The sequence below is a fragment of the Rothia sp. HSID18069 genome (assembly GCF_003989155.1).
In the GTDB taxonomy this organism is placed as follows: Bacteria; Actinomycetota; Actinomycetes; order Actinomycetales; family Micrococcaceae; genus Rothia; species Rothia aeria.
Genome location: NZ_RBMG01000002.1, coordinates 85,871 through 100,156, shown reverse-complemented (window position 1 = coordinate 100,156; position 14,286 = coordinate 85,871). Strand labels below are relative to the sequence as shown.

At 54.7% G+C, this 14,286-nt stretch carries 12 protein-coding genes; 11 read left to right on the top strand and 1 reads right to left on the bottom strand.

Annotated elements, in window-relative coordinates; all coding sequences use genetic code 11:
- Positions 1–17 precede the first annotated feature (17 nt).
- Complete coding sequence (locus tag D8M41_RS06275; RefSeq protein ID WP_023133832.1) at positions 18–881, bottom strand: alpha-1,2-fucosyltransferase; 864 nt, start codon at positions 879–881, stop codon at positions 18–20.
- 287 nt (positions 882–1,168) lie between these two features.
- Between D8M41_RS06275 and D8M41_RS06270 the strand changes: the two genes are divergently transcribed.
- The 11 genes from D8M41_RS06270 to D8M41_RS06220 all read left to right on the top strand — a co-directional run bounded on the left by D8M41_RS06270 (position 1,169) and on the right by D8M41_RS06220 (position 14,286).
- Complete coding sequence (locus D8M41_RS06270) at positions 1,169–2,089, top strand: glycosyltransferase family 2 protein (protein WP_006888037.1); 921 nt, start codon at positions 1,169–1,171, stop codon at positions 2,087–2,089.
- Positions 2,090–2,326: 237 nt separating this feature from the next.
- Positions 2,327–3,325: a CgeB family protein gene (locus tag D8M41_RS06265; RefSeq protein WP_006888067.1), complete on the top strand. Its 999-nt coding sequence runs from the start codon at positions 2,327–2,329 to the stop codon at positions 3,323–3,325.
- Positions 3,316–4,395 (top strand): hypothetical protein, encoded by a 1,080-nt coding sequence (locus D8M41_RS06260; protein WP_006888199.1) that lies wholly within the window; start codon positions 3,316–3,318, stop codon positions 4,393–4,395. Before D8M41_RS06265 ends, D8M41_RS06260 begins: the two co-directional genes overlap by 10 nt.
- Positions 4,395–5,117 carry an acylneuraminate cytidylyltransferase family protein gene (locus tag D8M41_RS06255; RefSeq protein ID WP_006888215.1) on the top strand — a complete coding sequence of 241 codons (723 nt, stop codon included), beginning with the start codon at positions 4,395–4,397 and terminating at the stop codon, positions 5,115–5,117. Before D8M41_RS06260 ends, D8M41_RS06255 begins: the two co-directional genes overlap by 1 nt.
- A gap of 61 nt (positions 5,118–5,178) precedes the next feature.
- Positions 5,179–7,422 carry an N-acetylneuraminate synthase family protein gene (locus tag D8M41_RS06250; protein ID WP_006888095.1) on the top strand — a complete coding sequence of 748 codons (2,244 nt, stop codon included), beginning with the start codon at positions 5,179–5,181 and terminating at the stop codon, positions 7,420–7,422.
- A 7-nt stretch (positions 7,423–7,429) separates the two neighbouring features.
- Complete coding sequence (locus D8M41_RS06245) at positions 7,430–8,533, top strand: acyltransferase family protein (RefSeq protein WP_006888285.1); 1,104 nt, start codon at positions 7,430–7,432, stop codon at positions 8,531–8,533.
- A 9-nt stretch (positions 8,534–8,542) separates the two neighbouring features.
- On the top strand, positions 8,543–9,673 hold the full coding sequence (locus tag D8M41_RS06240; RefSeq protein WP_006888143.1) for a glycosyltransferase: 1,131 nt from the start codon (positions 8,543–8,545) through the stop codon (positions 9,671–9,673).
- Positions 9,670–10,980, top strand: a complete 1,311-nt coding sequence (locus tag D8M41_RS06235) for a hypothetical protein (RefSeq protein WP_006888130.1) — start codon at positions 9,670–9,672, stop codon at positions 10,978–10,980. Before D8M41_RS06240 ends, D8M41_RS06235 begins: the two co-directional genes overlap by 4 nt.
- A 24-nt stretch (positions 10,981–11,004) precedes the next feature.
- Positions 11,005–12,048: a glycosyltransferase family 4 protein gene (locus tag D8M41_RS06230; protein ID WP_006888244.1), complete on the top strand. Its 1,044-nt coding sequence runs from the start codon at positions 11,005–11,007 to the stop codon at positions 12,046–12,048.
- Positions 12,049–12,113: 65 nt separating this feature from the next.
- The gene (locus tag D8M41_RS06225) at positions 12,114–13,094 is read left to right on the top strand and encodes a glycosyltransferase family 2 protein (RefSeq protein WP_006888208.1); all 981 of its coding nucleotides are present in this window, start codon (positions 12,114–12,116) and stop codon (positions 13,092–13,094) included.
- A 10-nt stretch (positions 13,095–13,104) separates the two neighbouring features.
- The gene (locus D8M41_RS06220) at positions 13,105–14,286 is read left to right on the top strand and encodes a glycosyltransferase (RefSeq protein WP_006888070.1); all 1,182 of its coding nucleotides are present in this window, start codon (positions 13,105–13,107) and stop codon (positions 14,284–14,286) included.

Here is a 14,286-nt window from a genome sequence, read left to right as displayed (position 1 = left end):
AACCATAGAGCGATTCATTACTGTGTCTGTCCTGTAATCCAATTTTTTCCCTCGGGGTGATGCACGGCTGTGAAGGAGGCACTGTGCGGTCTTGGCCGTGCACTTCCCAGAGCAGTGACGGAAATATCTGCTACAGGGTCATACTCGTGAATATCCGGTACGAAAACCTGAGCCTGAGAACGGGCCTGCGCTATATAGCCGCCCCAGTACCCGAAAGTGGTGTTTGTTAGAATCAACCATCGCGCCGTCGCCATTTTCGCCAAATCCTCAAACATACCTCCAGGGCCTTTATCGAATGATACCGGGGCGATGTCGGCAAGAAACGCCAAGTTTTCGGCGCACCACTGCGGCTCGTCGGAGACCACCACAAAATTGCTAGGTGTAACCTCCTGTTGCAGCAGATGTACTGCTTGGCGTACATACCCTACAGTATCGATCCCGTACCGCGCATTAATGAAAGGCACCGAATAGTAGTCACCGCGGCGAATACTTAACACCACCGTATTCTCCATAACGTTTGAGCGGATGTTTTCAAGACGGTGGTTGAATACTTCTGAACTCAGCAGGCAATCTTTGATGAAAGCATTAAGCTGCCCAGGGAAGAAATGGTTCTCAACATCGTTAGGTAAGCCTGAAGCACGCCGCTGGAAGAAACTAAATTTTTCCGTGGGCATGGTGGTGAGGTCAGCTAGGGCGGGAAATTCTTCAATCCAAGGCTGCATGCCTTGAGCATGGAGAAGGTATGAAGGGCATGAAGGGGTTTCTGCACGGTCTGTGTAGGCACGTGCCCACAGGTACAGCCAGTTACCGCCGCGAGCGATATTATCAGAGATGTAGATGAGCTCGGGGTTACGGCGTACCAGGGAAAAAGCGTGGCTCATAAGGGGACGTAGGGTCTTTATAAACCTGGTTTTAAGACGGCAGGGCAAAGGGTCGGAGCCCACAAACTGGGCGATACGTTGTTGCTCTGATAAGGGTGGAGAAGAGTTCATGAGTGAAGGTTAGTTCCAATATAGAAGTTTTGAGAGCTGAGTGGAGCTTGCGCCTCAGTGGCGAGGATCCATAGTAAGATTAGCTTAAAATATTACATTCATACACATATATATCAGTATCTACCTCTCAGCACTCCAACCGGGGCGGTGTACGCCCCAGCAGAAAGCGGGTTTTCGTGTCTCGCACGATGAAAGTATCAGCTGTTATTCCCCACTACGGCGACCCTGCGCCCACGCTCACCCTCATTGAGGCTCTGCGCGCCCAGCAGGGTATTGCCCCAGATGAATTGGAGATTATCGTCTCAGATGATCAGTCTCCTGTGCCTTTCCCCGATACCACGGGTGTGCGCGTGGTGCGCCGTGAAACTAACGGCGGGTTCGGCAGCGCCGTAAATTCCGGTGTTGCCGTGGCTACCGGGAAATGGTTGTTTATTCTCAATAGCGACCTGTCTATTACGGACACGTTCGTGGCCGATATGCTCTCACATATTGAGCACCGCACCCCGGCCCTGGCCAGCCCCCAGGTGGTGGGGCATGACGGTAAACAGCAGTGGGTTGCCCGCAAATTCCCCACCACCGCCCATATCGCTTGGGAATGGTTCACACCGCTGGCCCGGTTTAAACCCTCCGGCTGGTGGCACAGGGGAGTGGGGCATGATGTTGCCGCCTGCACGTCTCGAAACACTGTGGAAACCGACTGGGTGATAGGTGCCGCCATGGTGGTTCCCCGCGACATCTACAACCGGGTTGGAGGCATGGATGAACGCTTCTATATGAACAGCGAAGAGGTGGATTTCCAACGCCGGCTAGCTGAGGCTGGTGTGCCTCGCCTCCTCGTACCCCAGGTTCGGGTAGAGCATGAAGGCGGAGGCTCATCGCCCTCGGCACGCCGCCGCCAGTGGCTCACCACAGCACGGTTCACCTACGCCGATAAGTGGGGGGATAAAACCACGCTCGGACGCACTCTTAAAGCCACCAGCTACGCTAACTTTCTGGTTAACACTGTGCGGGCCGCCCGGAATAAAGAGGTGAATGCGCAACGCACACTGCGTGAAGAGCTTGCATACGTCAAACGCGGCGAAAACGGCGAGAATTAGAGCTTTTGCGGTACGTTTCATGAAAGAAAGTATGTAGCGACACATCAACCATAAGGTGTGTTGTTCTGAGCTCTCTAGTACACTGTAAGTGCATAGGGCATACTGCGATGACCTAGCATTCACACATTCTTACGACTCCCCGGAGCCGTTATCTCTGCTCAAGCCACGCCAAAGAACCGGCGTACGGTCACAGACATGCTGTGTGACCACACGCTGGATAGAACACGAATAAACCATATGACTAACCCTAAGCTTCTGCTCCTATCACCAGCTTTCCACGGGTACTGGAAAGCTATTGAATCCTCCTTGGAAATCAGCGGTTACCAGGTTCGCACCCACATCTATGACGCCCCTGGCGGTGTGGGCGCACGTATCCTCAATAAACTTGCTCATGAGCTGCCTGAGCGGTTCCGCCCTGAATCTCTAGCCGCACAGGCTACAGATAAAGCGATCGCTGTGTTTAATGATTACCGGCCTGATATTGTGCTTGTGATCAAAGGCGACAAACTGGGCAGCCGCTGGTGGCAGGTTCTGGAAGAATCCGGGGTACGCTACGGCACATGGCTTTACGACGAGTTACGCCGTATGGAATATACCGACGACGATCTGCACCGGCTAGGTGCCTTGGCAAGCTACAGCCCGTTAGATGCTGAACATCTGCGGTCTAAAGGGTTTGACGTGCTAGATATGCCTAACGCTTACGACTCTCACTGCCAGGTGACTCCCACCCCAGAAGATGCTATCAGTTTTGTGGGGGCCCGCTACCCTGGGCGGGAACAAACCTTGCGGGAACTGTACGCTGCTGGTCTTCCCGTGCGCGCATACGGGCGGGCTTGGTCCCGCCATCCGTGGGACATGGCCCGTACCTACCAGTTCAAAGACCCCGGTGTGCCTTCAGCAGGCGATATTGAACGGTCTGTCGCCTACGGGGTAATGGCATCCTCACCAGCCACCCTGAATATTCATGGGGATCAGGACGGCTTCACCATGCGCACTTTTGAAGCCCCCGGTGTGGGAGCATTACAGATTATCGACCGTCCCGACGTGTCACGCTACTATGAAGTCGGTAAAGAAGTTCTCGTATATGAGAGTGTTGAAGAGCTTATCGATATTTGCACCCGCGTTTTCCGCGACCCGCGGTGGGCGCACGCTATCCGCGAAGCCGGACACCGGCGTACCCTCGCCGAGCACACCTTCGATCAGCGCGTAAAAATTCTGGAGCAGCTATGGGCCTAAACTATCCGCTAGACATTGATGCCTGGGCGGCGTGGCAAAAGAAACAGAACGCCCTGCGCTGGGCTAAAACTGAGGCTGCAGGGTTTTTCCGCAGAAACCGCGGCAATACTCAGCAGGGCCCAGCCAGCGGGCGCCTATACGTTCGAGGCTCTGTGCCGCGCGTATTGATTGTGCTCGACTCGTTCTCGCCCACCAGCTGCAGCGCCCTGCTGGAACCCCTCAAATACCTGAGCATTATCGGGCTGGCCATCTGGTGCCCGAATACTAACGGCACACCTGCCGCACTCGCCGAATACTTAACGGATGAGTGGGAAGAGCGCAGCCTATCCGCCACCGAACTAACCAAAACCCTGCCTGGGGTGCGCATTGTACTGTCTTTGGGACACTACCTTCAGCTGGGGCGTGCCGCCTACCAGCATGCGCATACTGTTGGTGCAGAATACTGGGTAGTTCAACACGGGCTGCTCGTGCCTGCTGCGCCGCCCCTGCCCGTGGGGTGCACCCTGCTCGCTTTTAGCGACGCAGACGCCCAATTTTGGATGTCCGGACGTCGCGATGTGCGGGCCTTCACCGTCGGCTCCCAGCTGCTCTATAACGCAAACCAGAAAAGCCTCGGCGTACCCGTCGAATCCTCCGGCGCCCCCATTTTCTTAGGGCAGATGCACGGCGCAGAGTTACCGCGCTCATCATACGTTAACGTCTCCTACAGATTCATTAAAAAACACAACGCCATCTACCGGCCGCACCCCAGCGAAACCGATAAGCTCTCAACCCTCACTCATGCACTGTGGGAGCGCCAGGGCATCCCCATTGACCGTTCCGGGGTGCCTTTGAACGAGCTGCCCAATCCGGTGGTGTCGATCTTCTCAACCGGCGTGCTTGAAGCCGCGATCCGCGGTATTCCTGCCTGGGTGTACCACCCGAACCCGCCCGGCTGGCTTGAAGAATTCTGGAACCGTTACGGCATGGGCCGCTGGGGTGAAGACCGCACCCCAGCACCGCCGCAACCCGATATTGAGCCAGCTCGCCGCATTGCCGAGCTCATTATTGAACACAGTCTGGAGGCGTAATGCGTATTCTGTGCGTTATCCCCGTGCGCGGCGGATCCAAAGGCATACCGCGTAAAAACCTGCGTGAGATCGCCGGAAAACCGCTGGTCGCGTGGACTATTCTGCAGGCGCTTGCCGCCCGTGACGAGCTGGAGGGGGAGCATGAGCTTCGGGTTGTGGTATCGACTGATGACCAAGAACTCTCCGCCATCGCCCGCCAATACGGTGCCGAGGTTCCGTTTATGCGCCCTGAGCATCTTGCTGAAGATACCACCGCCACCGAACCGGTGATCGAGCACGCCATCGACTTCTACACAGGGGAGGGCTGGGCACCGGAGGCGGTCATGCTGCTGCAGGCCACCAGCCCGGTGCGTCTGCCGGGCACTCTCGCGCGGGCGGTACGTCAGTTTGTTGAGAACGGCAAAGACTCAATGGTGGGGGTGATCCCCATGGGGCCGTTCGTGTGGAGATGGTACCCGGATGCTGAGCCCACCGCCGAATTTGAGGTTATGGCTCGCCCACGTAGGCAGGAGCTCACGAAAGAAACCTACCGTTACCGGGAGAACGGCTCCATGTATATCACTAAAACCCGTGTGTATACCGAGCATCACAACCGCTTGGCGGGGTATCCTGGAGGTAGCATTGATCTGTTTATTCTCGATGAGATTGAAGGCGTCGATATTGATGCCCCCATCGATTTCTCAGTTGCCGAGCATCAGCTGGCGCAGATTCTAGAATCTTAAAATCTAGCTCACTCAACTCACTCAAACACAACACATCGCAATTTAATAGGAACTACATACCGTGATTATCGAACGCAATATCGCGCCCTATGTGGTCTTCGCTGAAGACCCGATTCTGACTGCGCTTCACAAAATTTCTGCCAACGGTCAGCGTATTATCTTTCTCGTCAACGAATCCGGCATTTTGCGCGGTTCGCTTTCGGACGGGGACTTCAGACGCTGGCTGATTGCCAACCCCACCGCATCCCTAGAGACCAGCGCACTGGCGGCGGCGAATACGAACCCGCAGACCGCCCCCGCCGATAGCGACCCCGAATCTTTGCGCAGCTATTTCGCGCGCGGTATCGAGCATATTCCGCTTATCGACGAACGCGGCCACCTGGTGGCGTTGGCAATGGACGAACAGAACGTGCTGCGTATTGGAAAGCACACCATCAGCGAGGATGCGCCCGCCTTCATCATCGCCGAGATCGGCAATAACCATCAGGGGAGCGTGGACTTCGCGAAAGAGCTGGTGGACCTCGCGGTGGAATCCGGTGCGGACGCCGTGAAATTCCAGCTGCGCGATCTGGATGCGCTCTACCGCCAGCGCGGCGGCGCCACTGCGGGCGAAGACTTGGGCGTGCAGTACACCTTGGATCTGCTCTCACGGTTCTCGCTGAGTGTTGAGCAGATGTACGAGGTATTCGACCACGTCAAGGAGCATGGCCTGGATATTTTGTGCACCCCCTGGGATGCTCCATCCGTGCAGGCGCTCGTCGATTACGGTATTGCGGGCATGAAGATTGCCTCTGCAGACCTGACGAACCACGAACTGCTGCGTGATGTTGCATCGCGCGGGCTGCCCATGCTGGTATCCACCGGTATGAGCCGCGAAGAAGAAATCCTGGACTCGGTGAACTTGCTGCGCAAGGCGGGCGCATCCTATGCCCTGCTGCAATGCCAATCCACCTACCCGGCACCCTTCAAAGACGTGAATCTGGCGTATATGGACCGTCTCGCCGAGATCGGCCAATGTCTGGTTGGCTATTCCGGGCATGAACGCGGCTACCATGTGCCCGTGGCCGCTGTTGCGCGCGGTGCGAAGATTATCGAGAAGCATTTCACGACCGATAAAACCCTGGAAGGCAACGATCACACTGTATCGTTGTTGCCCGAAGAGTTCGCGGCGATGGTGCGGCAGATTCGTGACATTGAGGAATCCATCGGCACGGCCGCGCCCCGTGAAGTTTCCACCGGTGAGCTGATGAACCGCGTGAACCTAGCCAAATCGCTGGTTGCGACCCGCAGCATAGCCAAAGGTGAGGTAATCACCGAGGCGGATGTGACCGTCAAGTCGCCCGGCCGGGGCCTGCAACCGAACTATCTGCCGCAGCTGCTCGGGCGTACCATCCAACGCGACGTTGAAGAAGGGTCGTTCTTTTTTGAGGGCGATCTGAAGGATGACCTCGTAACCCGGCGCGACTTCACCTTTGAACGCCCCTGGGGTCTGCCGGTGCGGTACCACGACTATAAACCTCTGATCGAAGAGGCAACACCGGATTTCCTCGAATTCCACTTCTCCTACAAAGACCTTGACATCAATATTGACGAGGTCTTTGAGAAGAAACTGCCTATGAGCTTCACGACCCACTTGCCCGACCTCTTCGCCGGGGACTTTCTGGTCGATCTGGCCTCCCGCGACCCCGAAGTCTGGGAACGTTCCATCGCCGAGGTGCAGCGCACCATCGACATTACCCGCGATTTGACCCGCTACTTTACGGTGGATGAAGACCCCGTTATGGTCGTCACGATGGGCGGCTTCACCAAAGATAAGCACATCCCGGCGAGCGCCCGTGCTGCAAAGTACGAGCGCATCGGCGAAGCCCTGGGACGGCTGGATACCGCCGGGGTGCGCCTAGCGGCACAGACTCTGCCGCCCTACCCCTGGCTGATGGGCGGGCAGCAGTACCACAACCTCTTCCTTGACCCGCAGGACACCGCCGAATTCGCGCGCGCCTACGACAGCGCTCTCTGCCTGGACATTTCACACACCATGCTTGCATGCAACTTCCTCAAAATTCCTCTGTCGGAGGCGGTAGCACAGCTGGCACCGCACTCCATCCACCTGCACTTGGTCGACGGTATCGGCGTAGACGGCGAAGGCGTGCAGGTAGGTGAAGGTGATGTCGATTGGGCTGCACTGGGCAAGCAGCTGCGCGAGCTGGCGCCGAAAGCATCGTTTATCCCCGAAATCTGGCAGGGGCATATCAACAACGGCGAAGGCTTCTTTACCGCCCTAGACCGCCTCGAAAAGTGGTTGTAGGCCGGTTATGAAGAAGATAAGAACAATTCGGCGCACCCAAGAGCATAACGAAATACTTGATAATAGCTTTATCACCCCCGGACGGTTCCGCGAACTTGATGGGCTGCGCGGAATAGCAGCGTTAGCAGTAGTCATAGGACATTTTGGTGCGACTTTCAACCAGAACTATATACATTCTCCACAATCCCCATATTCTTTTCCGCTGGGGGAGATGGGGGTGCAACTATTCTTTATTATATCGGGGTATGTTATTTTGCTAACTGCTATTAAAAGTGGATCGGCCCTGAAATTTATGATTTCTCGAGTAGCACGTCTATATCCTACATACTGGTTTGGAATTATAATTGCTACACTGGTGTATGTGCTGTACGGTAACCCTGGGCGGCATATTACGCAGTTGCAGGTATTGTTGAATACCACCATGATGCAACGCTTTATTATGGTCGAAGATGTAGACAAGGTCTACTGGACTTTAGCTGTAGAGATGCAATTCTACCTTCTGGTAGCTACATATATTTTGTTTCGTCGCGGGAAAATCTATCGGCGTGAAATTACTGTCGGTATTATTATCTGGAGTGTAATAGGCACCATATTATGTTTGGTTATTGGAATGCCGCATAATTCTCTCGATAAGATTGTATTATGGTCTGTGCTTGCTGAACATGCCCCGCTTTTCTGCTTGGGAATGGTTCTCTTTATGTATAGCCATGATCGTAGATTTACGTGGTTAATACCGTTACTGACTATTATGGCATCCATTAATACATATATTATGCGTGATATGTTACATGCTGTGACAATGCTGGGTATCTGTGTGATATTTTTTATTGTTGTGCACTGTCCCAGAGTGCCATTTTTAGCCCACGGGCCTATTCATTTTGTGGGAGTCATATCTTATCCATTGTATTTAGGTCATGCTATGTTGGGTTATATGATTATTAATATATTAATCCCATATTTAGGAGATTGGGGAGCTCGCGGTTTTACTATAATATTGGTAATTTTTTGGGCTTATATAGTTCATATCACAATTGAAACGAATGTTTCTGTAGCATTCCGCAAGTTGCTAACACGTGTTCTGGTAACTGGAAGAAAGAAAAGCTGCGAATAGAGTAAAAATATGAGCAAGTGTATTTTTAAAGTGCTTTGGGTCGTTCCGGTCCCCAACTTCGGGGGAGTAGCGCGGCACACTCTCGATATAGCGCGTGCCGGTATTCCAGGGTATGAGCTGGTGGTGCTCGCCCCTGCGGGGGTACTCACCGAGCGGCTTAAAGAACTGGGCGTGCGCGTTATAGAGGCTGAGTTCGGCCCACACGCCGGGTTTAAACGCTCATTCACCTCGCTACTACGCGCGATTGAGGACGAAAACCCCGCGATTGTGCACAGTCACCTTGCCTACGCAGATGTTCTTGCCGTAGCTGTGGTGAACTCGCTCAAAATACGGCGAGCGCTAAAACGTTCGCGGCTCACCCCCAAACTATTTACCACAGAACACGGTATTGCTGGTGACGATTCTGTGTATCACGGTACCTCATGGCGCTCTAAACTCATGGAGCAGGTACACCGGGTACGCCTGTGGGGCACAGATACAGCAATCGCAGTCTCAGCCTCCACTGCGGAGCAAATGCACCGCAAATGGGGTGCCCGAACCGTCGAACTCGTATACAATGGTGTGGATATTGATGCGGTTCACGCGCAGGTTGACGCCTACCGTGTACCCGCTGAACCGGATGCGCCACGCATCCTATCCCTCTCACGGCTCTCACCCGAGAAAGGGATCGACGTGCTCATTGACGCCTTCGCCAGGCTGCATGAACACTACCCGAAGGCCCGCCTAGAAATCGCTGGTGACGGTGAGCTATCCGCAGCTTTGAGGGAACAGGCACAACGCCTCAATCTGGGGGACTCAGTCACGTTCAGTGGTTTTGTAGATCCTCATCGGGCGATGGGGCGCAGCGATATGGTGGTGCAGCTCTCCGTATGGGAGAACTGCTCTTACACTCTGCTGGATGCCAAATCTGCTGGGCTGAAAGTTGTGGCAACCGCTGTGGGAGGTAACCCCGAGGTCGTCTCTGCTAGGGAACTGGTAGAGCGCTCATCCCCGAACCTGACCGAGCAGGTGTTTAGCCGGATACACGCCTTGCTCTTGGAAGGTCCCAGCGAACAGTTTACCTGGCCTAATAATGCAACAATGGCACAACAGACAGCCGCCCTATACACGAACAAGTTACCGCGAGGAGGTACCCGGTGAGCGTCACAAGCTCTAAAGCCGTTAACGGCCAACCCGTATCTGCCGCCGAGCGGATCCAGAACCATCTGGGCCAGGGGACCGAATATTTGCGGCAGGGTGCGGGGAAGATACGTCTGCCTGAGTTTGTATTATTTTTCCTGCTACTTTTCACCTTTCAAACACCCGGTATTAAACTCCCGTTTAACCAGGTTGTGATCATCGTAATCGTTCTATACGCGCTTATTAAGAAACCAGTATATGAACTGGGGAAGTTCCAGAATCTAGCACTTACTACCTTTGCAGCGCTGGGTTATGTGTCGTTTGTATCCCTTACACATGAGTCTAGTTCTGGTGCTTTTGACTGGCAGCGCCGCCTGCTGCGTCTACTACTAGCAACTCTTTTGATCTGGATTATTGCTTCCGGCCGTATCCACATACGTTCGGCGATTGTTGGATACATCACTGCCCTATTAGTAAACGTTCCTCTCTATTATGCGGGGCTTACCCCTGATAACTACAAGGGTTATTTGACCGGTCATTTGCTCGATAAGAACGTTTCCGGTCTTGCGTACTGTGTTTTTGGTCTTCTTGCCCTCGCTCTTGCGCGTCGCCGTGCCGAGATCATCCTAACGATTATTATTTTCGCTACTATTTTGTGGCTGACAGGCTCTCGTACATCAATGGCCGCCTTCTCAATGGGGATTATTTGGATTGTACTAGCTAAACGTCTTCCGGTGTGGGGGCGCCTTGTCCTTGGCTTGCTCATCTACCTAGCCCTTGGCATTCTCACCGAGGATTATTCGCAGTCATCACGGTTCGGAGACCGTGCTGGCAGTGACTGGTTCCGAGCCCAAATCGATGTCGCATCTCAAGTAAAAGTAGAAAATACCGGTATTTTCGGTCGTGGTTTGGGCGAGGCCTACGTGTATCTTCATCACGACAATAAAGTCTGGCTGTTCCATAACTCTTACTGGTCTGCACTGGTGGAAGGCGGCTGGCCCTGGATGCTGCTCGTAGTTGGCATCACCGTTTTTTGTCTGGTGCGTCCTTTCAGTAATGCTTCACGGTGGAGCCGTGATGAGGTCTATATTCAGGGTGCAGGCGTCGCTTTGCTGGTTTGTGCCCAACGCCTGGGTGAGGTGTTCTACACCTGGATGTGGGCCGTCTGCGTGGGATACGCGATCCGGGCCATCATTATTTCACGGGCGGCGGGTACCATTCATGAGCAGCCGGGGGATAAAGATGGGATTGACGGACGTATTCCTCTCACAAAGAAAACAACGCTTCTTACCCCACCGGCAGCGGGCACACCAGGGGTTACTCGGTAAATTCAAACAGGAGGGTTCAAGGTCATGGCGCAGGAATTGTATATTGCAACCAATAATGGTGATATGGGCGGCGGCGAGGTCATGCTGCTCAATATTGCACGTGCCGCCCGTTCCCTTGGCTACCGAGTCACTGTTATTGGCCCGGCGCACCCGCCGCAGCTGGTTGAGGCTGCCGCCGATGAGGGGTTTGCCCGTGTGGTACTTCCCGCCCGTACCCGCTCCCAGTACATGATGCAGCTTCGCGCCTGGCACTCCGCCCATAAGAAAGTACTGCTGTGGTGTAATGGGCTGGTGCCCGCTGCCGCTACCGGCGGGCGTAAGAACCGGATTGTGCACCTGCATCAGATTCCAGAGGGACTTAACGCAAAACTAGTCCCCTTTGCGCGTCGTAAGGCGAGTGCGACCCTGGTGCCCAGCAACTTTATGGCCCGGCAGATAAACGGTGCACAGGTTTTGAGCAACTGGGTTTCTGAGGTGCCTACAGACCTTAAACATGACAATACTGATGTCATACGTGTGGGATTTATTGGACGGCTGAGCCCCATTAAAGGTATAGTTCCGCTGTGTAAGGCTATTGCTACCCTCACCCAGGGAGGCGGCGCGTACCGCCTAGTGGTAGCAGGGGAACCCGTTTTCACCTCTGAGGTGGAACAGGAACAGGTTGAACGTTCCCTTAGCCGTATTGCAGAGCACACCGAGCGTCTGGGATGGGCCACCCCTGAGGCGTTGTTTAACAACGTCGATATGCTGGTAGTTCCCTCACTAGTTGCCGAGTCTTTTGGGCTTGTTGCTGCTGAAGCAATGAGTGCCCGCGTGCCTCTTATTGTCTCCGATTCGGGGGCACTGCCCGAGATCGTGGGTGAAAACTATCCGTATATCGTCCCCAAGGGGGATGAGGCCGAGCTGGCGCGTACGATCAGCATCGTCGCGGAACAGCTGAGCTCAGACTCTGAGAAGCTCACCAATACCGTATCTGACGCTTTCTGGCGTTGGCAGGAGCTGTACTCTCCTGAGGCCGGTAAAGAACGCGTGCGTGAAATCCTGGAACAGCATATTTCACCCGCATAATATCCCTCTACGGCGGCGCGAGCCGACCGGAACACAACAGAATCACATCATAAAAGCATATCGTTATGACTCACCTTACACATCACGAAGCTCACTCGCATAACGCCGACCACTACTACAAAGCGGCCGTCATTATCCCCTCCAGAGGCGGTGCACACCTGCTGCACTACCCACTGGAGGCTTTACGTGCCCAAACAGAAAAAGACTTTCAGGTAATCGTTGTGCTCGATGGCGATATCGACAATAGCGAGGCTGTCCTGAAAAAATATGCTGCCGAGGGCGGGCTGAACCTAAGCACCATTATTTTCCCCGAAAACCGGGGGAGGGTAGCAGCCCTGAACGCCGGGCACCGGGCCGCTAATGCCAAGGTACTCATCCGCTGTGATGATGACCTGCAGCCGGACGAACATTACGTAGCGAACCACCTTCGCCTGCATCAAGAGTACGACGGGGTTATCGGCACCCTTAACAACGTATTTCCTCAGACCCCCTACTCGCTGGTTTATGGCAACTACCGAGATAAAAAGTTCAAGCAGGGAGCGCTCAGTGTACCCCCACATGAGCGCTGGCATTACTGGAACGGTAATTCGTCCGTATCAGCCGAGTTCTTCCACAAAGTAGGGGGATTCGACCCCGCCTACCGCCTCTACGGCTGGGAAGACGTCGATATGGGGAAAATGATCGCCGACGCTGCGGGAAAAATCCTTATCTCTTCCGAGGTAGAGGCGAAACACCACGCAGAAGCAACCACCACCTCCGTACGCGCTCTACGTGCCCTGCACTCTGGGGCGGCGCGCTCCATTTTCGTGCGAAAACACGGCGAACAGGCACACACCGCCCCAAACCCGGGCGGGGTGTGGGGCGCAGCGGTCAAAACACTCGCATTATTCACCACCGAACGAACCATCAAAACAGTGGGGGACGCCAGCGATAGAATCCTGCTCAAACTCCCGGTAAAGCTCGCCGAGAAAATTGTGGCGCTACAGGTTGAAGCAGCCTCCTACGCGGGTGTGAAATACCCGCGCCGCGCCCAGAAAGTATTCTAGGAACCACATCATGTTCGCACACGCACATCATCTGCTCAGCGGAGCACAGAAAACCGCTAAAAAATGCCTGCCGTTCTGGCGGGTGCAAGCTACCGAAGAAATCGCTATCGCGCACGACTACCTCACTCAAAGAGGAGGGGCCGAGCGGGTGGTACTTGCCATGCACAAGGCCTTCCCCGAGGCGACAATATACACCACTCTTTACGACCCCGAAGGTACTTTCCCCGAGTTTAAAGATGCAAAAATTGTCACCAGCGGCATTAACCGCATTGGGCTGTTCCGCCATAAACACCGTTTCGCGCTGCCGCTGCTGCCGTTCGCTTCGTCTCTGTTGAAGGTGCCCGCCCGGAAGGCGATTATCTCAACCACCGGCTGGGCGCACGGGTTCAGGTACGCCGGGCAGAGCTTCGTCTACTGCCACTCCCCGGCGCGGTGGCTGTACCTGAGCGACCAGTATTTGGGGAAGAAAAAAGACGGTGTTGCGGGGATTGCTTTGCGCACGCTCAGTCCCGCACTGAAGCTGTGGGATCAGCGAGCCGCCGCAAAATCCGAGAACTATGTGGGCAACTCCACCATCATTAGGGAGCGGATCCAGAACGTTTACGGTAAAGAGGATGTACCGATTTTTTTCCCGCCGCATTCGGTAGATATGGATTCCCCGGCCGAGCCGATTCCTGGTTTGGAGAAGTTCATGGCCGATGGCGACTATTTCCTGATCGTCTCACGCCTGTTGCCGTATAAGAACATAGAACACGCGGTGGAGGCCTTCACACGCATGGGAAAGAAACTACTGATTATCGGCCGGGGGCCGGAGAAAGATAGCCTTCTAAAACATGCCGGGCCGACGGTGAGTATCGCCTCAGATCTGCCGGATGCGCAGCTATGTTACGCCTACCGCAACTGTGTGGCGCTGCTGGCGATTTCACACGAGGATTTCGGGATTACCCCCCTGGAGGCAGGGGCAAGCGGTAAACCTGTGATTGCGTTCCGTGCCGGCGGTTTCCTTGACACCGTCGTGGAAGGGCGTACTGGTGTGTTTATTGATGAGCCAACCCCTGAGTTGATCGAGTCTGCCGTGTCCTCATTTGACCCGGCACAGTGGGACCCCCAGCAGATTCGCTCCCATGTTGAAAAGTTCTCTGAAGAGAGGTTTATCGCCCAGCTGCACGAGTATGTGGCCCAGCTGGGATAA